Origin of the sequence: Dyadobacter sp. CY356, from assembly GCF_021440195.1 — a bacterium.
Taxonomy (GTDB): domain Bacteria; phylum Bacteroidota; class Bacteroidia; order Cytophagales; family Spirosomataceae; genus Dyadobacter.
The window spans coordinates 245,784-264,594 of record NZ_JAJTSZ010000001.1; the positions used below are offsets into that span (position 1 = coordinate 245,784).

Annotated in this window: 17 protein-coding genes; 9 read left to right on the plus strand and 8 right to left on the minus strand. The window is 39.8% G+C overall.

What is annotated here, in order from left to right:
• Positions 1 to 39 precede the first annotated feature (39 nt).
• The 4 genes from LXL81_RS01045 to LXL81_RS01060 form a co-directional block, all read right to left on the minus strand.
• A complete protein-coding gene (locus LXL81_RS01045; RefSeq protein WP_255713586.1) occupies positions 40 to 1,233 on the minus strand; it encodes an acyltransferase family protein in 1,194 nt (397 codons plus the stop codon).
• A gap of 162 nt (positions 1,234 to 1,395) precedes the next feature.
• On the minus strand, positions 1,396 to 3,114 hold the full coding sequence (locus tag LXL81_RS01050) for an FAD-dependent oxidoreductase (protein ID WP_234644847.1): 1,719 nt from the start codon (positions 3,112 to 3,114) through the stop codon (positions 1,396 to 1,398).
• A 75-nt stretch (positions 3,115 to 3,189) separates the two neighbouring features.
• Entirely contained in the window at positions 3,190 to 3,792 is a 603-nt protein-coding gene (locus tag LXL81_RS01055; RefSeq protein ID WP_234644848.1) for a gluconate 2-dehydrogenase subunit 3 family protein, read from the minus strand.
• Positions 3,793 to 4,042: 250 nt separating this feature from the next.
• Positions 4,043 to 5,098: an acyl transferase gene (locus LXL81_RS01060; RefSeq protein WP_234644849.1), complete on the minus strand. Its 1,056-nt coding sequence runs from the start codon at positions 5,096 to 5,098 to the stop codon at positions 4,043 to 4,045.
• A 141-nt stretch (positions 5,099 to 5,239) separates the two neighbouring features.
• Between LXL81_RS01060 and LXL81_RS01065 the strand changes: the two genes are divergently transcribed.
• The 4 genes from LXL81_RS01065 to LXL81_RS01075 all read left to right on the plus strand — a co-directional run bounded on the left by LXL81_RS01065 (position 5,240) and on the right by LXL81_RS01075 (position 7,849).
• On the plus strand, positions 5,240 to 5,752 hold the full coding sequence (locus tag LXL81_RS01065) for a hypothetical protein (protein WP_234644850.1): 513 nt from the start codon (positions 5,240 to 5,242) through the stop codon (positions 5,750 to 5,752).
• A 229-nt stretch (positions 5,753 to 5,981) separates the two neighbouring features.
• Positions 5,982 to 6,221, plus strand: a complete 240-nt coding sequence (locus LXL81_RS29220) for a PLD nuclease N-terminal domain-containing protein (RefSeq protein ID WP_409013832.1) — start codon at positions 5,982 to 5,984, stop codon at positions 6,219 to 6,221.
• 314 nt (positions 6,222 to 6,535) lie between these two features.
• On the plus strand, positions 6,536 to 6,940 hold the full coding sequence (locus tag LXL81_RS01070) for a hypothetical protein (protein ID WP_234644851.1): 405 nt from the start codon (positions 6,536 to 6,538) through the stop codon (positions 6,938 to 6,940).
• Positions 6,941 to 6,946: 6 nt separating this feature from the next.
• Positions 6,947 to 7,849 (plus strand): hypothetical protein, encoded by a 903-nt coding sequence (locus LXL81_RS01075; RefSeq protein WP_234644852.1) that lies wholly within the window; start codon positions 6,947 to 6,949, stop codon positions 7,847 to 7,849.
• Positions 7,850 to 7,921: 72 nt separating this feature from the next.
• Here the strand turns inward: LXL81_RS01075 and LXL81_RS01080 are convergent, their stop codons facing one another.
• Positions 7,922 to 8,410 carry an energy transducer TonB gene (locus tag LXL81_RS01080; protein ID WP_234644853.1) on the minus strand — a complete coding sequence of 163 codons (489 nt, stop codon included), beginning with the start codon at positions 8,408 to 8,410 and terminating at the stop codon, positions 7,922 to 7,924.
• Between the two features lie 369 nt (positions 8,411 to 8,779).
• Between LXL81_RS01080 and LXL81_RS01085 the strand changes: the two genes are divergently transcribed.
• The 3 genes from LXL81_RS01085 (at position 8,780) to LXL81_RS01095 (ending at position 12,225) form a co-directional block, all read left to right on the plus strand.
• On the plus strand, positions 8,780 to 9,019 hold the full coding sequence (locus tag LXL81_RS01085; protein WP_234644854.1) for a PLDc N-terminal domain-containing protein: 240 nt from the start codon (positions 8,780 to 8,782) through the stop codon (positions 9,017 to 9,019).
• 131 nt (positions 9,020 to 9,150) lie between these two features.
• Positions 9,151 to 9,408 carry a hypothetical protein gene (locus LXL81_RS01090; RefSeq protein WP_234644855.1) on the plus strand — a complete coding sequence of 86 codons (258 nt, stop codon included), beginning with the start codon at positions 9,151 to 9,153 and terminating at the stop codon, positions 9,406 to 9,408.
• Positions 9,409 to 9,633: 225 nt separating this feature from the next.
• The gene (locus LXL81_RS01095) at positions 9,634 to 12,225 is read left to right on the plus strand and encodes a BamA/TamA family outer membrane protein (protein ID WP_234644856.1); all 2,592 of its coding nucleotides are present in this window, start codon (positions 9,634 to 9,636) and stop codon (positions 12,223 to 12,225) included.
• Positions 12,226 to 12,230: 5 nt separating this feature from the next.
• On the opposite strand, the gene LXL81_RS01100 is transcribed toward LXL81_RS01095, so the two are convergent.
• The gene (locus tag LXL81_RS01100; RefSeq protein ID WP_234644857.1) at positions 12,231 to 13,538 is read right to left on the minus strand and encodes a PAS domain-containing sensor histidine kinase; all 1,308 of its coding nucleotides are present in this window, start codon (positions 13,536 to 13,538) and stop codon (positions 12,231 to 12,233) included.
• A 277-nt stretch (positions 13,539 to 13,815) separates the two neighbouring features.
• Here LXL81_RS01100 and hemA point away from each other — a divergent pair, with 277 nt between their 5' ends.
• Positions 13,816 to 15,075 (plus strand): glutamyl-tRNA reductase, encoded by a 1,260-nt coding sequence (gene hemA, locus LXL81_RS01105; RefSeq protein ID WP_234644858.1) that lies wholly within the window; start codon positions 13,816 to 13,818, stop codon positions 15,073 to 15,075.
• Between the two features lie 153 nt (positions 15,076 to 15,228).
• Here the strand turns inward: hemA and LXL81_RS01110 are convergent, their stop codons facing one another.
• Positions 15,229 to 16,026, minus strand: a complete 798-nt coding sequence (locus LXL81_RS01110) for a ferritin-like domain-containing protein (protein ID WP_234644859.1) — start codon at positions 16,024 to 16,026, stop codon at positions 15,229 to 15,231.
• A gap of 27 nt (positions 16,027 to 16,053) precedes the next feature.
• Entirely contained in the window at positions 16,054 to 16,767 is a 714-nt protein-coding gene (locus LXL81_RS01115; protein WP_234644860.1) for a ferritin-like domain-containing protein, read from the minus strand.
• 462 nt (positions 16,768 to 17,229) lie between these two features.
• Here LXL81_RS01115 and LXL81_RS01120 point away from each other — a divergent pair, with 462 nt between their 5' ends.
• A complete protein-coding gene (locus tag LXL81_RS01120; RefSeq protein WP_234644861.1) occupies positions 17,230 to 18,789 on the plus strand; it encodes a capsule assembly Wzi family protein in 1,560 nt (519 codons plus the stop codon).
• Positions 18,790 to 18,811: the final 22 nt, after the last annotated feature.

Sequence of the window (18,811 nt, forward strand, 5' to 3'; positions counted from 1 at the left end):
ATTCATCCGGCGGATAGAAACGCACTGTGTTGAGTAAAGTTAAATCTTGATAAATAGTTTCTTTTTGTACATCCAGTATAAGATCCAGAATTCTACAAGTAGTATTATGGTGCCGCTTACAAGCGTGCGATAAGCCTCTCCAAATATCAGATCATAATGCTGACTGATATTAGTACGGAAAGACTGGTCAATAAAATCATTTATTGTATGCGCAAAAATGTAGGCTGCAATGGAGTTGGTACCGATCACGATTAATGGCAGAAACCAGGATTTGTTTTCTTTTACATCGACAATAAAATAAAATCCTGCCAAAAGAAGGAAACACCATCCGCCACTGAACAACGTCCAGGCCGGCGTCCAGATACGTTTCACAATGGGATTAATTCCGGTAAGATTTAAAGTGATGGCAATCACAAAAAGTAGGGCTGCTGTTATCACAAAACGTTTGATAAGCCAGGATGAAGATTCCGCGTTTTTCAACCATTTTCCGGCAATTAATCCCAGCGTCATCGTTCCCAACGTAGGTATAAAACTGAGCGTACTATATCCTCCACCGTTAAAGTGGAAAGGACTTTCTCTCGGAAAAATATTCATAAACCACCGGTCGAACGCCCAGGCTGCGTTTGTATTTTTATTCCAGTGCGCCGCGAAACCTTGTAAATTATGTTCCCAATCCGCGGTAGTGCCCGTTTCTGCCCAATCAAAATAGGGGCCGGGAAGTGGGTAAACGGCAAAGAATATTCCGTAACCTAAAAGTATAAATGCCAAAGCCGTCCATTGCACACGCTCTGAGCGGAAACCCAAAGCAAACAGAAATGGATAACCAAGACCGATTTGCGTCAACGTATCTTCAAAAGTAAAGTTGGTCTGATCGCGGTGCATGGATCGTAAAAAGATACCAAGCAGAATTAATATCAACGAGCGTCTTAAAGTATGAAACCACATCATACCGGTTGTTTGCTGATTGCTGGCTCTGCTTGCCATGGAATAGGGCAGGGCAACACCAACTAAAAATGAGAACGATGGTTGTATCAGATCATGCAGTGAGCATCCGACCCAGGAAACGTGGCTTTGCTGATAGTGAAGAAAAGCCCAGAAAGCACTGTCAGGCAGAGCTTCCGACACTTTGTTAAAACTTAAAACTTCGCCCATCATGAGCAGCATTACAAAACCGCGGTATGCATCAACAGAGGAAACCCGTTGAGGAATGGCTGGCAAGGAAAAATCTTTCAATGTAAAGTGGGTTAGGATTTACAAAACAGGCTCATCCTTTGGGACGATCTCACAATGTACTACAAGTTATTTATCAAAAAAGGCTATTGGTGTCAAAAGCAAAAACCCCGCCGGATATACCCGGTGGGGTTTTTTAATCATATTAATACAAAAAAGATCCTGTTATAGATTCATCTTTTTAAGCTCCTTCACCGCATGGTCCGCAGCACGTGCTGTCATAGCCATATAAGTAAGTGATGGGTTAACACATGAAGATGATGTCATAAAGGCACCGTCGGTCATGTAGACGTTTTCTGCACCCCAAACCTGATTGTTTTTATTCAAAACAGAAGTTTTAGGATCGTTACCCATACGGGCAGTACCCATTTCATGGATACCAATTCCAGGATGTTTTGACTCATCGTTATATTTTGATACGTTTTTCAAACCAGCCGCTTCCAACATTTCAGCAGCATCGTTCATCATATCAACACGCATTTTCTTTTCGTTGTCTCCGTAAGCAGCATCAAAAACCACTACTGGAAGTCCCCATTTATCTTTTTTGGTAGAAGAAAGTGTGAAACGGTTTTTTTCGTCAGCAAGCATTTCGCCAAATCCACCAAGATTCATACTCCATCCGCCAGGCTGCGAAAGTTCCTTTTTGAATTCAGCACCGAAACCATCCATTCCGGCTCCGCGTCCCCAGCTGTCGCGGCTCGCACCACCCTGATAGCCAAATCCTCTAAGGTAATCACGTTTATCAGTACCCCAGTTACGGTAACGCGGAACGTAAACACCATTTGCGCGACGTCCGAAATAATATTTATCTTCATAACCTTCCATATCGCCACGGGCTCCAACAGCAAGATGGTGATCCATAATATTACGGCCAACCTGATCGCTGTCATTACCAAAACCATTCGGGAATCTTTTTGATTTCGAGTTCAAAAGGATTGACGCAGAAGCAATGGCGGAAGCGTTAAGGAAAATAACTTTTGCAAAATATTCCTTCGTTTCCATTGTATTCTGGTTGATCGTACGAACGCCGGTTGCTTTACCAAGCTTGTCGTCGTAGATCACTTCGGTTACAATTGTATCAGGAATCAAAGTAAGATTTCCGGTTTTTGTTGCAGCTGGCAAAGTTGCAGCCTGCGTACTGAAATATGCACCATATGGACAGCCTCGCATACACATGTTACGGAACTGACAGGCAGCACGTCCTAATTCTGTATGTACTGCATTTGGCTGCGTTAAATGTGCAGCGCGTCCCATGATCACGTGACGGCCTGCAAATTTCTTTTCAATTTCGCCTTTAACCGTTTTTTCAACACAGTTCATTTGCATCGGAGGAAGGTAATTACCGTCTGGTAATACATCCAATCCATCTTTTGCACCACTGATACCTGCGAATTTCTCTACGTAATCATACCACGGAGCGATGTCGTTATAACGGATCGGCCAGTCGATTGAGATACCATCTTTGGCGTTCGCTTCAAAATCTGCCGGGTTCAGGCGGTAGCTCTGACGACCCCACAAAAGTGAGCGGCCACCTACGTGATAGGCACGAATCCAGTCAAATCCTCTTGTTTCTTCGTATGGATTTTCTTTATCGTTTTCAAAAAGATATCTGTGCTCTTCATTTGCTGTGTAACCCGTACGCATTCCAGCCCAGTATTCTTCTTTGGCAACGGTAGTCACACGTCCGCGGTGTTCAAATTCCCAGGGAGCCAGTGTGGCGGTTTTGTAATCGGTAATATGTTTAATGTCACGCCCGCGTTCGAGCATAACCACTTTCAGTCCTTTTTCAGTTAACTCTTTAGCAGCCCATCCTCCGCTTATACCAGAACCAACGACGATTGCATCGTACGTTACTTCCTTTTGACCTTTCAGGTTTAAATTCATAGTGAAATGATATTATAACTTAATGATAACCAGTTTTTTGCAAGCTTCAATTACTTAAAGCTTTTTAAATTAAAACTACATAGCCCAGGCTTTCTGACCAGGTTTCAAGTCGATACAGCCATCGTAACGGCCCGGTACCGGAACGTAATCCAAAGCCAGCGTAGCACCAGGTTCAGATGTAAAGTATCCAAGAAGTGTAAGTTCTTTGATCAGTTTGAAGAAAGGAACACCCTGGTCATCAGTATATTCTTTTCCAGCCTCTGTGAATTTCTTACGTTCCTCGCTTGCTTTATCAGAATCTGTTTTGGCGGAAGCTTCCAGTTCTTTTAAAATCTTTGTCTGATCTGCCGGAGAAGCTTTCAGGAAATCTTTCTTTTCAAGTTCTTTCAACCCTTTGGCAAAACTATCCTGATCTTTTCCCGCATAACATTCTTTGATCATCTTCTCGATGAACTCGCCAACCTTGGCATCTTTTGCACCAGGGGTATCAGTTTTAGGGATAATAATTTCAGCAACTTCGGAAACTAAATTTTTTTGATCCGCCGAGAAAGGAAAAGTCAGCGCAGTCGACGTTTCTGTCGACGATTTGCAGCCCTCCAGAAAAGCCAGCATGGTCGGGGCGGAAAGCGTACCACCCATCAATAGTGCCACACGGGCAATTGCGTCACGTCTTTTCATTTTATATACTTATAAGGTTAACAATCCAAAGTGTAATTATACATTCGATTAATGCAATTAAGAACAACCCGGCTAATTTATGAAATATTCTCTATTATTGTCTGGTTAGAACAATTCTATATTACGGGAATATATTGTAACTAATTGATAATTAATAGTATAATGAAATAGGCTAAAACAGTCTATTTGTTTAATTTTTTTTAGAGAAGAGGGTTCTTGTAAACACAATTTTCACAGAACGGTAAACGACCTATAAAACCAGTAAATTGCATCCGCGGATATCAGAATTATCAAAACGGCCCATAACATAAAAAGTACCGGATTCTGCGCCGAATCTACCCAGATCCTGGGTTTCGATGAATGAGCAGCTGTCCAGATTTGCCAGATCAATAATATTGATGCCGCCGGTTTTTGAGCCTGCTAAATTATGATCATAAATGGAAAAAGGATCATTGACATCACGAAGCAGGATACGCATCGTAGTTCCGGGGTAGAATAATCCGTCGCCTTGAGAATAACTTTGAGAAAGCAGTTCGGTCATTCCATATTCTGAATGGATTTTTGAAACACCAAAACTACCGGTCAGTATGTCATGAACTTCCTCCCGAAGCAATTCCTGGCGGCGTCCTTTCATTCCTCCGGTATCCATTATTTTCAGATCCGGAATATTTTTAAGAAAAGAAAAGTCGATATTACTTTCAGCCAGGTCCAGAAGTGCGAAAGTAACGCCCATCAGTAAAATGCCGCGACCGTCCGGATTTTTCGCCAGCTTTTTCAGCTGTTCAATCATTTCTCCGGTATTATGAAGATAAAAATTGGACAGCGGAGAATTAGCCTGATCAATAAAATGCTGCATCATATACACCAGAGACGAGTTGTTTCGTTCAAGGTATGATGGTAGCAGAACAAGCATATGGAAGTCGTCCAGGTGCCCGTAATTTTGCAGAAAGATGCGCGTAGAGACGGATTTGTAGAGTGGAGCATCATACAAGGCATGACGGCTGGTGGCAGCACCGGTGGTTCCGCTACTTTCAAAAATAACGGTTGGTTTCGGCGGGTTTCCGGTTTTGATTAAATGATGTTTAAAGAATTGAATCGGAAGGAAAGGAATTTCCGTAAGTCTGCTGACTTCATCTGTTTTGAAGTGCAAATGTGATATATATTCTTTGTAAACCGGATTATTTTCAGCCTGGTATTTGAAAATTTGCAGTGCAAGTGATTCGAAATCAATTGGATCCAAATCAATAATTTGCTGGCGAAGTTCCTGACGTATTTCCAATGAAGATTTATTGCTTTGAAGTTTCAATCGTAGTACTTTCGTAAATAGAATAACAAAGTTAGAAGTTACAAGCCAAAACTTAGCGGCTTACTTTTGAAAACTTAGAGAATTAATAAGGCAACTTTATGTATTGCTGACTTATATCAACAGAAATTATAAACCTGATCTATGAAATTAAAAATCTTACTTTTTTTTATAACGGCTATTGCATTGGTGAGCTGCGTTGATATTCCTGATTTTGACGATACGCCAAAGATTTTTTATAACAGCATTGATACGCAGACGGAATTAGATACCAGTGGTAAAAAGATTCAGGAAAATATTACCGTAACCGTGGATTTTGAAGACGGGGATGGAGATTTGGGTGCTTCAGATGCTGAAATTGCTGATTCTGTAAAGTATAGGGACTGGGGTAATTATGAACTTGTTACTTCAACCCTTACCAATGGAAAATGGGTTGACCAAATCCTAGCCATTGATCAGTTCAAGTGGTTTCCGGATCTGAAACCAGATGGAAAGTCAGGTCCGATAAAAGGTAAACTGGATTTGCATACTTCTGCAAAATACTTTAACAGCTCTGTGCCTGTTACCATTAAATATAAGGTCCGGATTCGTGATCGCGCATTACGCGTAAGCAACCAGATTGTTACGGACAGTATTACGGTTCCCGGATTTAGATAATAACGAGAAAATTATAATTAAAAGAGGCCAATATCTGATTTGATATTGGCCTCTTTTTTTATAATTTTTGGTTTAATTTTTGCAACTAATATTGATATATTATCCTGTCAAATAGAAAACTGCACGATATGAAAAACGAAATTTTATCATTTTGTATGTTCGCTTTGGTAATTTCAAGCTGTGCTCTAATTTGTTTATAACTTATTACAGAAACTTAAACACATATTATATGCCTTACCTCTTCACATCAATCTTTGGATTTGGAAACCAGGAAATATTTTTTATTTCATGCTCGATTGCCTTATTTATATTATTCTTATGGGCAATCATTGATTTAATGTCAAACAAAGACAAGCTAATAGGTGAAAAATTGATCTGGCTTCTGGTTATTCTATTCTTTCCAATTATTGGAACGCTGATTTATCTATATTATGGCAGATCAGATAGAAATTTATCCAATAATCGCTGATTTCTGCTCAACGGCTTGTAAAATTGTATTTTTTTGAAGGCTATTGTTCCTGTGAACAGCTTTTACAAATGAGCTAATCTGCGGTTTGTTTGTACGACTTGTAAACCGCTACAATAATCTATTGCACCATTGTAGAGAATAATATTGAGATTCTTCAACAACGGAATAAAATAATATTTCGCGCAAAAGGGTCCGTGAGGGTATAGGCAAATATTGCAGTAATCAATTAATTGAGAATTAGGAACCTGCTTTTAAATAATCCCGCCGGAAACGTTATAAATCCGTTATTTTTAGCGTATCAAATCCAATCACTCATGCGACAAAAGAAACTGGAAATTGATTCAATTGATCTTCATTATTTACTATCGCTAGCCAGTCTGGCGAAACCACGACAAAAATTACTCCGTTCGATGGGGAATGAAATCCGGGATTCCGTGATTGCTTCCCTGACGGTTCCGCAGCGGGATACCCTGGTTGCTGATGCGGTGGAAGATGCTATCATTAAAATAGGGAAGTTCCCCGGAACACGTGAGGAGCTTGCCGATGATCTGGATCTGTCAAACCTGAATTTTAATTCGCTGATGTATACCCGGCTGAGTGCTGTACTTACCGACGTTATTCATTTATACGGCAAACCGGAAGGAAGTGTCGGCAGGGACGAGCTTATATCCGCTGCAACAGTTGGCAAAATAAAAAAACGCATCATCAGCAAATTGTAAGTATTTATGAGGGAAAAATTACGAATCATATTGGCTTTGCTCTTTATCGTGTCAACCCGTCCGATTTTTTCTCAGGCAATTTCCGGTGCAAAAATTTTTGAAAAATACAACGTTCAGCTGCGTCAGTCGTTTGAAAGTGCGGACACAAAACAGGAACCGGCAGCTTTTACGATTACCCTGCCACAAAAATCCGCAGGATCTTACCTGATTGATGGCGGAATTTCACTTGGATACGCCTTCAGGGATTCTTTGCAGCACGAAAGGCTTTATGTGAAGGTCCTGGCAGAATACCACAGAAATACGCTCATTGAAAAAACACAGAACAACAGTCAGTTCGGTATCGGTGCTCAGTACTTTCTGAAATCTCCCCAGGCAGTAAACTGGATTGTAAACGGTTCTCTAAAATATATAAACGATGCGGCTACAGACAAAGGGTCTTTGTTGTTATCGGGCGGTATGACCTATTACAACGAAACAGAAAAATGGTACGCCATTAACAGTCCTACCAATGTGGCAAGGATCGGCACAACACAGCTGCGCTCGTTCTTTACGCCGAGTGCCGGGTTTGAATATCAGCGTACCACCAAAGTGGCCGGCGATTCTTTGTATAATATTAAAGACAACGTTCTGCGGGGTATCGGAAAAGCCAGGTTGAGTTTTACGTTACACAAATTCCCTTCTATGGTACCGCTTTTTGAGCTTTACGGAGATGGTACGTTACGTTATGATTTTGTAAATCAAACCCAGGCATCAGGCGGCTGGCGTCCATACCTGGATACAGGAGTTCGCTATTTTTTTGCCGGGCAGGAGAATGTTTCCATCGGGCTGAGTTACGTTTCAGGAGAAAATCCGGTCAGTGGTTTTCAAAAGCAGAGGTATTGGCTGGTGGCTTTGAAAGTTTATATTTAATGGATTAAGATTTTAAAATAGAAGTAAATCCGCCAAAAGGTCTGTGAGGATACAGACCAAGGAGCAAAAAAATTATTTTCGGTTACCGATAAACATTGGGATGTATGCTTCTATTTTTCTCTCAGAAAGAAGTATCATATAGGGATAAGCAATTTTCAAGGCCTCATCAGTTAAAATACTCGGTACCAGTGTGTCCAGTTTTATATCTCCTTTAGTATAAGCAAACACAAAACGCACCGGGAGAATATACTCCCCCGTGTAGGCCGGTTTCAGATGAGGTAGATGGTGTAATGCTTTTATAACCTGATTATCAAAACCATAATCAGGCTGACCAGGATTTAAAATTGCTATATTCCCTACCCGACCTAGTGAATCGATTTGAAAATGAGCGTAAATAGTTGATCGCGTGTAGACTTTTGCTTCGGCGGCTTGCTGTGGATAGGTAATATATTTATGTAATACAGCATTAAATGCGAGATTTTGATCAAGGTTATGGAGTGACTGCGCATGTAAAAATTGAACAAAAAGGCATAATCCTGTTAACGTGCTGAACTTAATCATTTCAAAAGGATTTGGATTGTAAAAGATTTTATAATATAACGTTTTTCTATATACTTAACCTCTTTCAAAATATAATTTTTTGTTGTTTCTTAAAATGTTTTGCGCTGTCTTCTTTGAACATTTTGTACTCGCAACATTCAAGCTTTTTAACGATTTTCAAAATTAAAGAAAACTAATATTTAACCCGTGGTCTGTGAGGACACAGACCAAGAAGTAGTTACTTTTCAGGAGAAAATCCGGTCAGTGGTTTTCAAAAACGGAGGTATTGGCTGGTGGCTTTGAAGATTTATATTTGATCCGGAATTACTGAGCTATTTTATTATATCAGATTTGTATATTGAGTTAAATTAACCATTAAACAAACATTTTATGCCTCAACTTTATACAAGAATTCTTGGATTTGGGAATCAGGAATTATTTTTAATTTCTTGCTGGATCGTCGTTTTAGTAATGATCGTCTGGACGATTAATGATTTAATGACAAATAAAGACCTGATTATAGGAGGGAAATTGATTTGGCTTCTGGTTATACTTTTGTTCCCTATTTTGGGTACGCTCATCTATTTGTATTATGGCAGATCAGATAAGCATTTATCTAATAACCGATGATTTAACTTTTTTGAAGGAAATTTTAGTTCTTAACAATTGAATGCTTCATTATTCAGGGAATAGTTTTTCTGTGCTGGCACAAAACTTATTGTATTATTTTTAAAGATCGATCACAACTAAATTAATAAAATATGTCACCAGAAGAAATAGAAGACCAGGATTCGGAAAGATACGAGCAAAAGTTAGCCGAATTATTAGGCGTTACTTATGAAGATCTGTTAATGACCGAGTATGAAGTAACAGACAACATTGGAGATGATGACGTGGTGTATGAACATATTTTAAGATTTTCAGATGATTCTCCAAGGTCAGTTCTTGATAAAATTATTGGACTCAGCGCTGAAAATGAAATTACCATTCCAGTAGTTGACCTTGCGGACGAGGAGTAGGTTCTGTTTAATAATTCAATTCAAATATTAAGAATCGTTTAAAGTTTATAACGCGTGTTCACCCCATTTGCAATTGGGGTGAACATGGTCCAGCGTCCAACACAATAACCCAAAACCACATTGTAGTATTAAGTACAATTCTGTAAAACAACATTTTCTAACCTCAAAACCCCCTTAAAACCATAAACTGCCGTATATTTAAGATCTTTATCGGTCGCAATGTTTATGCAGGGAAATTTTACCAAAATAGTTAATTCTTTACTCTCCTTTTTTCTGACAGTTTTAGTTGTCAATGTTTCCTGTGCCCAAAAATCTCCACCTGGAGATAGTATAAAAATTGCCATTGCCCCTGAGTATAATGAAGTCGGTAAATCCCATCGTTTTTTTCTCGGTGAAAATTACCGGAAGTTATGGGCTATGCCCGTTCCAATGCGGATACTTGATTTTTCCAAAGAACGTGGTGGTTTGACGATTGTGAAATTGGGTGGCGGAATGCAAACCCGTTCCCTGCGATTGAAAGATGTTTCCGGTAAAGAATGGGTTTTGAGAACGATACAGAAATATCCGGAACGCGGATTAGCCGAAAATCTTAAACCAACTATTGCAAAAGATATTGTCCAGGATCAGGTCTCCACTGGCCATCCTTTCGGTGCTTTGGTTGCGCCCTCTCTGGCTGGTGCTTTGGGGTTATTACATTCCAATCCTGAAATTGTTTACGTTGGCAATGATCCGGGTTTGGGAGAATATCAAAAGGATTTTGCTGATGCAGTCTATTTATTTGAAGAAAGAAATCCTTTTGAAACCGAAAAGACGGACGCGACGGATAAGGCGCAGCGAAAAGTCAGGAATGATAATGACACAAATTTTGATGAAAAACTGACACTTCGTGCGCGTTTACTGGATATGGTTATCGGTGACTGGGACCGCCACGAGGATAACTGGCGCTGGCTCCCGGAAAAGTCCAAAGGTGAAAGGATTTACAAACCCATCCCAAGAGACCGTGATAAAGTTTTTTACAAAACTTCCGGACTTTTGCCCTGGTTTTTGTCTCATCAATGGCTGAAATCCAATCTGCAGCCATACAGTGAAAATATCAGGGATGTAAAAGGATATAATTTCAATGCCCGTTACCTGGATCGTTATTTTTTGAATCAGCTGGATGAAGATGACTGGAAAGAAGAAATAAAATATATTCAGGACAGGTTGACTTCTGAGCTTATTGATAGTACGATGAAGTTTTTGCCGGATCGTGTTTACGCCGATCCGAGTACCGCTGAACTTACGAAATCTTTAAAAGGCAGGGTGAAAAATCTGCCGGTTTACGCGTTGGAATATTATCAATTTTTAGCCAGCATTGTAGAAATACCTGCATCTGATAAAAAAGAATATTTTGATATCCGCCATACCAAAAAAGGTGATATTGATCTGAGGATTTTTAATATTAAAAAAGACGGATCAAACGGCAGGACGATTTATCACCGCAAATTTGATCACAACGTTACCAAAGAAATAAGGCTTTATGGATTTGAGGGAGAAGATGTCTTTGCTGTTAATGGCACCACAAAATCTTCTATCAAAGTCCGCATGGTTGGTGGTGATGATATAGATACATTTGAAATTGACGAAAACCTGAAAAATAAATACAAACAGTATGTCTATGACCGTTCGGATCAGGAAAATAAATTACCTGCGCCGTCGCTTGCCAGGTTGCGGTTATCTGCGGATACGTCTGTGAATCAATACAATAAGAGAAGTTTTCTTTTTGACAGGCTCGGGCCTCTTTTTCGTATTAATTACAATATCGATCAGGGAATTCAACTGGGAGCAGGTTTGATTTTCGAAAAGCAGGGATTTCGAAAGGAACCTTATGCCTTTAAAAATGAATTTTGGGCTAATTATTCGACTGGCAGAAAATCTTTTATCCTGGACTATGTTGGCGATTTTAAAAAAGTATTTGGGCTAAATGATCTCGAAATTGATGCACATTTATTAGGGCCAAACAATTTGAGCAACTTTTTTGGTATTGGAAATAATACGAAATTCCCTAACAAAGGAAACAGGAAAATGCCATATTATCGAAACAGGTATGATTATCTGACAGTAGATTTTAAATTGAAACGGAAAATAACAAAGGATCTAACTTTGTTCGGGGGTGTATCGACAGAGTATTATACCAGTAAACAAAACAACAATCTAACCCGGTTTCTGTTCGACTTTAATGAAACAAATCCGCAATATCAGGTTTTTCAGGATCGTGTTTATGCCGGTTTAATAGCAGGCTGGACTTATGATACCCGCGACAATATTTCTATGCCTTCAAAAGGACTTTACTGGAATACAACTTTTTCGGCAAAGGAAAAACTCAATGGATTTTCACAGTCCTACGGTAAGCTGGCTACCGAAATCAGATATTATCTAAGTAGTAAAAATGCTGATTTTGTAATGGCAAACCGTTTGGGTGGTGGTACCACTGTGGGTGATCCGGCCTTCTTCCAAAAAATGCAATTAGGAGGCGTTCGCAGTCTTCGCGGATATCATACCAATCGTTTTACAGGCAAAACGATGATGTACCACAATCTTGATATGAGGCTGGATGTCCTGCATTTCACTTCTTATATCGTTCCGGGAACGTTAGGAATTATTGGTTTCAATGATGTAGGGCGGGTCTGGGAGCCAGATCAATCTTCAAAAAAATGGCATGATGGATATGGCGGCGGATTGTATGTAGTTCCGGCAGAGCTGCTTCTAATTCAATTTGTGATGGGTTTTTCCAGGGAAGGGTCCCTGCCTTATATCTCAATCGGTTTTAGTTTCTAGCCTGGTCAGCTTTCCATATCCTGATTTTGCGCTTCCATTTCTTCCATAATTTTGGCAGGAATCATAATACGAAAAGTGGTTCCTTTACCAACTTCGGAGCTTTTGACAAATAATTTACCGCCGTGGTAATCTTCAATGATACGTTTGGCCAGTGTAAGTCCCAAGCCCCAGCCACGCTTTTTGGTACTAAATCCGGGATTGAAAATTTTATTGGCATTCGCCTTGGTCATTCCTTTCCCGTTGTCAGAAATATCAATCAGGATTTCCTTGCTCAGCGGCGGAGCCTGAAGTGTAACATGAATTTCACCGATTCCGGCCATTGCATCCACCGCATTTTTGCAAATGTTTTCAACAACCCATTCAAAAAGATTTTTATTTAAAAGTGCAGTCTGACCTTCCGCCAACTGGTCATGAATGTGAAAATGTACTTTGGAAGAAACCCGTTTTTGCAGGTAAGTGATAAAACTTGTAACGATAAGTGATACAGATTCCTGTTTTAAGGTGGGAACCGAACCGATATTGGAAAAACGTGTCGTGATCATTTCAAGACGTACCACATCTTTCTCGATCTCATCGGCAATGGAAGAATCAATATTGGGATCACTGCGAAAATATTCAACCCAGGCCATCAATGATGACAGTGGCGTTCCCAATTGATGCGCAGTTTCCTTGGCCAGACCAACCCAAACCCGGTTTTGTTCTGCTTTTCTGGCAGCACTAAAAGCCAGATATGCCAGATAGCCAATCAGCAGCATGACCGAAAGCTGTACAAAAGGATAATATCTGAGCTGCGTTAATAAAAATGAATTGCTGTAATAAATATAACCTACTTTGCCTTCTCCGATCTGTACAGGTACCGGAGTATGCTCACTTTTCATTTTTATTAACTGCGCTTCAATGATACGCTCCTTTTCACGAAGCGATGCATTTTTGGGAAAGTTGATATTTCTCTGGATGGGGAAATTATTTTCATCAACATAAATAACAGGAATCTGATAGAATGTAACTGCATCCTGAATCACGCCCATTACCACATTGAAATTCTCATCATCGGGGCTGTTAACAATATAGCGCAGGCCTTCTCCATATAGTTTTACTTCGCGCTCTTCTCTTTCTTCAAGTTTATCAACCAGATCGTTGGTATAAAACAATGAAGCTATACTCAAAAAGAGTAAAATTACCCCAATAGCATATTTTAAATTGCCTTTTTTCTCATACGTTTCAACCAGAGAACGACGCAGCTTTTCGCTGTTTATAAGCGCAGCCGGGTGTAATCGGAAACGGGGTTTATTTTTAGGTGTTTCTGCAATCATTTATTTTCAGACACTTAACAAATTTACCTGTTGAAATATTAAGGCTTACAAATAACGTAAAATAATTGTGCTTAGTGGATTTTACTATCAATTTCCTTTGTTGTGAGGTCAGGAATAAAGATGACCAATGTCATTTAAACGCCTCGGATTATAGCGGAAATTTACAATACCAGGCGAAGTTTTATTTATATGTTTTCTAAATAAAGATGTGCTCTTTGTTAAGCGTTCCTATTGTAAATTTTGTGCTGTATTTTTGTAAATCGAATTAGACCTAGTGATGTATAATCATTTCAAATCAATAAGTTTATCACATCGGAATGCCCCACTTTCCATCAGAGAGCAACTTGCGCTTTCAGAGGAAGGAGCAAAAGGAATAATGCTTCGTTTGAAGGATTTTTTCGAAGTTTCCGATGTTCTTGTCGTTTCAACCTGCAATCGTACAGAAATATATTATTCTTCCGCCGAAGATCTGAATGAAGAAATTATCAAACTTCTTTTAATTGAGAAGGGAATCTCTGATATACATTCTTTTCTGGATTACTTTGATCGTTTTTCAGAAGGTGAAAGTGCTGTGCAACACTTATTTGAAGTTGCTACCGGCCTTCACTCTCAGGTGGTTGGTGATATGCAAATTCCAAATCAGATCAAACACGCTTACCAGTGGACTGCCGATCTGAACATGGCCGGGCCATTTTTGCACAGACTTTTACATACCATCTTTTTCGCCAACAAGCGTGTAGCACAGGAAACGTTTTTCCGTGATGGAGCGGCTTCGGTTTCTTACGCTGCTGTTGAACTTTTGGATGGTTTGATGCCTAATCCTAAGATTCTGGTTGTTGGTCTGGGAGAAATCGGGACGGATGTTTGCCGGAATCTTGCGCAAAAAACAGGTGCGGATGTAACATTGGTAAACCGTACTTCGAGCAAAGCTGAGGCTCTTGCCACTGAGCTGGGTTTCAAAGTTGCTGATTTTGAAAATATTGAACAGGAAATTTCAAAAGCCGATATAATCGTTTCTTCTATTGCCCTTGATGAACCGTTTTTTACAAAAGAAATGATGGTTCGTCTGCGTGGTATGTCTTTCAAATATTTTATTGATCTGTCGGTTCCGCGTAGTGTATCACCGGAAGTGGAAGAAATTCCTGGTGTGATGCTCTATTCAATTGATTCAATTCGTTCAAGAGCAGACGAAGCACTGACACGTCGTCTGGAATCTGTTCCACGGGTGAGAGAAATCATTGGCGAAGCTGTTCTGGAATTTAATGACTGGTCAAAAGAAATGATTGTTTCACCGACCATTCAAAAATTAAAAGGTGCGCTTGAACAAATACGTAAAGAAGAACTGACACGGTTCACTAAAAATCTGAGTGATTCTGAACTTGAAAAAGTAGAACGTATCACGACAAGCATGATGCAGAAAATCCTGAAATTGCCGGTTTTGCAACTGAAAGCAGCCTGTAAGCGGGGAGAAGCAGAAACGCTGATCGATGTTTTGAATGATCTTTTCAATCTTGAAAAGCAAAGCGAAACACACTGACAAAGAATATTATTCACTATGGAGTTATAAAACCCTGATGACCGCAAGGAATTCAGGGTTATTTTTTGGATTATAAACAATAAAGAACGGGCCGCTTTTGCGGCCCGTTCTATGCATTACCTTACCCTCCACAATATTTTTATTTATTGCTGATTACATCGTTTTGATGAAAGGACCAGCAATTTTAAGAACTTCTTCCATAGTCAAAGGCTCATCAAATGATTCCGTAATGGCAGTGAAAGATATACCTTCCAAACCTGCAACACCAGGAAGATTCAAAGTACCCTGAACAACATTTCCTTCACCCGCGTAAACCGCAGCAGGAACACCAGTATCATTTGAAATCCAACCTTTGATCGTTGCATCACCAGAAATTTTCCCAAGAATTCTTCTTGCAATTGCAGCGTGACGCGCTTCAACTGAATGTATTTGAAGAGCATACTCCAACAAAGGTTTTGACGTGATAAGGTTACCAGCCTGTCCTTTGTATGCGCGTACTCCTGTATCTTCCAAAGCTTTTGAAACCGTGACAAACGTCGCGAAATCAGTGAAAACTGTTGGGAACACAGCAGGGAAATCAAAAGTTGGTTTTTTTACTGCTGCTGCACCAAGTGCAGCTACAAGAAAGTCAACGTGTGCTTTCTCATGTTTTCCGATTTGTGCGAATACCGGTGCATATTCAGCTTTGATCAGTCCGGCTGTACCGTTACCAATCATATAGAATTCGTTTTCCAGGTATTCAAGTGTCAAAGCGTAGTTCAAAACTTCCGTAGCAGTTGGAGTAGCACCAAATGCCTTGTTCACGATAGAACCGAAAGCAACAGGAACAGCAGCTGCTGCCAGTTTGCTACCAATACGGTTCATAAACATACGACGAGACGCATGCTCTAAACGGCCAACTGCATCGCCGTCAAATTTTTGGAAACTGTCAATTATATTAAAAATATTCATGTCTTCGTGATATTAGAATGTTGATGATTAAGATGGCAAGTTTGCACCACTGATTTTGTCCATTACAAAAGGCTGAACAGCCGGAAGGATAACACTCGGAGGAACCGCAGCATCAAATCCACCAAATCCCATGATCGAGACAAGAACATCGTCACCAGCAAAAGACATTGTGTTTGGCATCAACAAGTCACGGATGATAGAAGCGTGACGTGCTTCAACAGATACAATTTTTCCTGCAAGAAGCAAGTAATCAGCGCTCATAATCAATTTACCAGCACCATTGTAAGCCTGAACTCCTGTATCTTCAAACAATTTGGCAGCACCTAATACGCTTGCACGGTCGTTGAAATTGATAGAAGAGAAATTTGGGGTTAAACCTTTGATAGCAGCACCACCCAAAGCAGCTTTGAAGAATTGTCTGTGAATGATTTCATGATCACGAATGTCAGTAAGGATCATTTTTTCTTCAGCTGACATACCTGCATAAGGACTAGCCATTACCTGTGTGTAGAATGCAGCTTCCAATTGTTCCAGTGCATAAGCATAGTTAAGGATACCAACATCACCTGATCCTAAATCAACTGTCTGGTCACCCTGAATGTCATGGTCCGTACATGCGCCCAAGATAAATGCACCTGTCGCAGCAGCAACACCGGCAGATCTTAAAAAGTAGCGTCTGTTTACCACAGATAGCATTTGCTTATCTTCGGAAACTGGGTTGTCTAATAAGGTTTTTTTCATAATCTTGATGTTTCTAAAACTCTCGTTTGTTGAAAAGGTTGAATTTTAAACAGACTTACGACGACCTATTCAAAATAGATTAAACAATTTTAAAAATATTTGGTATTCACATTGTTTGGCAAAACTTGATTTTGCATTCCTACGCTATTTATTCAATTAAACGCCGGTAATGATTGGATTTTTACCAGAATGAAAAATGTCAAAACATTAAATTTTTTTTTGAGTGTAGAAAATATTGTAGATTCTTTCGGTTTTATTTTTTTGGATGTTGAGAATGAGACTTTTGTATTATGTCAAAGCCTGACTTTTTAAATCAATCATAATACATCTTACTAAGCATTATGCTATATAATTAATTAATTTGCCGCTGGCTTAACATCCGGTTTTAAATTTTCTGCGTATGTTTAAAATAATACGTAATCCGGCAAGCAATATATTAGTACATCTTTACCTCCATCCGATATGGCGTGCATATACGCTCAGAAAAGAGTAAGCCAGCATATATCCGGCATTTTGAAAATTTTCCGTTCTAACGGTTATCATACCAGCTTACTGCTGTCTGTTTTATTGATAAATGAATGTTTTACAGTACAGGCTCAAAACCAGCACTGGAGTCCGTCCGCCGAATTGGGAAGCTATATTGGCACAAGTTCAACAGCACCATTCTGGTTACGGTCTAACCAGTTCGGTACGGTTCCGCTAACCATGCCCGCATTAACCGGGCGCGTGGGGCTGACGTATGAATCTCAGATATATGCCGATACGATTAAAAAATCAAGACATGCTAAAATCCGTTGGGGCGCAGGTGCGGAAACGGTTTTTAACCTTGGGAGAGGCAATGAAAAAGTTTTGCTTCCGGAAGCGTATATTAAAGTAAGGTGGAAAAAGCTGGAATTCTGGGGCGGCAGGAGAAAACAAATTTTAGGAATCATTGACACGACATTAAGTACCGGCTCTTTTACCTGGTCGGGTAATGCGATGCCGGTGCCAAAAATTCAGCTTGGTTTCCCGGATTATGTCCCTTTGAAATTTTTAAATAATTATGTTTCCCTAAAAGGTTTTTTCTCACACGGCTGGTTTAATGTACCTTATATACAAGGTGCTTATCTTCATCAGAAAACGTTGCATGGAAAGTTTGGGAAACCGGGGGGTAAGTTTAGTATGCAGGTCGGCGTGGTACATAGTGTTACCTGGGGAGGTCATGCAGATTATTTACAAAGCAGTCCTCTTGCGGTTAATGGGCAACTAACGGATAATTTCGGAGATTTTTTATGGGGCGTTGTTATAGGCAAAATTCCAAAAGCATATCAAAATAGACGTTTTACAAATTTTGATGGTGAAAACAGGGTAGGGAATCATGTGGGGCAATATGATCTTGCTTTTGAGTACAAATTGAAAACTTCAAAATTACTTCTTTATCATAACCATCCGTTTGAAGACGGATCTGGTTTACAATTGCAAAATATCCCTGACGGATTATATGGATTGAGCTGGAAAAGGGCGTCAACTACCAAATCTTTTATTGAAGTTAGAGGGGTTTTGCTTGAATATCTTTTTAGTAAGGATCAGTCAGGTGCAGGCTTTGATCTGACCAATACACATTTTAAAGGGAATGATAATTATTTTGACCATGCCCAATATAAAGAAGGCTGGTCATATTTTGGAAAAGGCATGGGGACGCCGTTTATTCAGCCAAACAGTGAAATTAAATCACAATACTGGGGTGAGTTTTTTCCTGATAACCGGGTTGGCGTTTATCACGTCGGACTGGAAGGAACGGCGGCGAAATCAATTCAATGGCGGACCAAATTATCTTACAGTTCAAATTTTGGAACAAATAACAGACCATTCAATCCTACGGCAAGGCAATTTTCTTATTTGTTGATGGTCGATGCACCAATTTTTAAATGGGGAAATACAAGGCTGGTAACCAAACTTGCTTTTGATCAGGGCGACTTGTTGCCGTCATCTCTGGCGGGATATATAGGTTTCAGGTCTACGGCCTGGGGGAAATGGAAATAAATTTTCTTTATCAATATAAAAA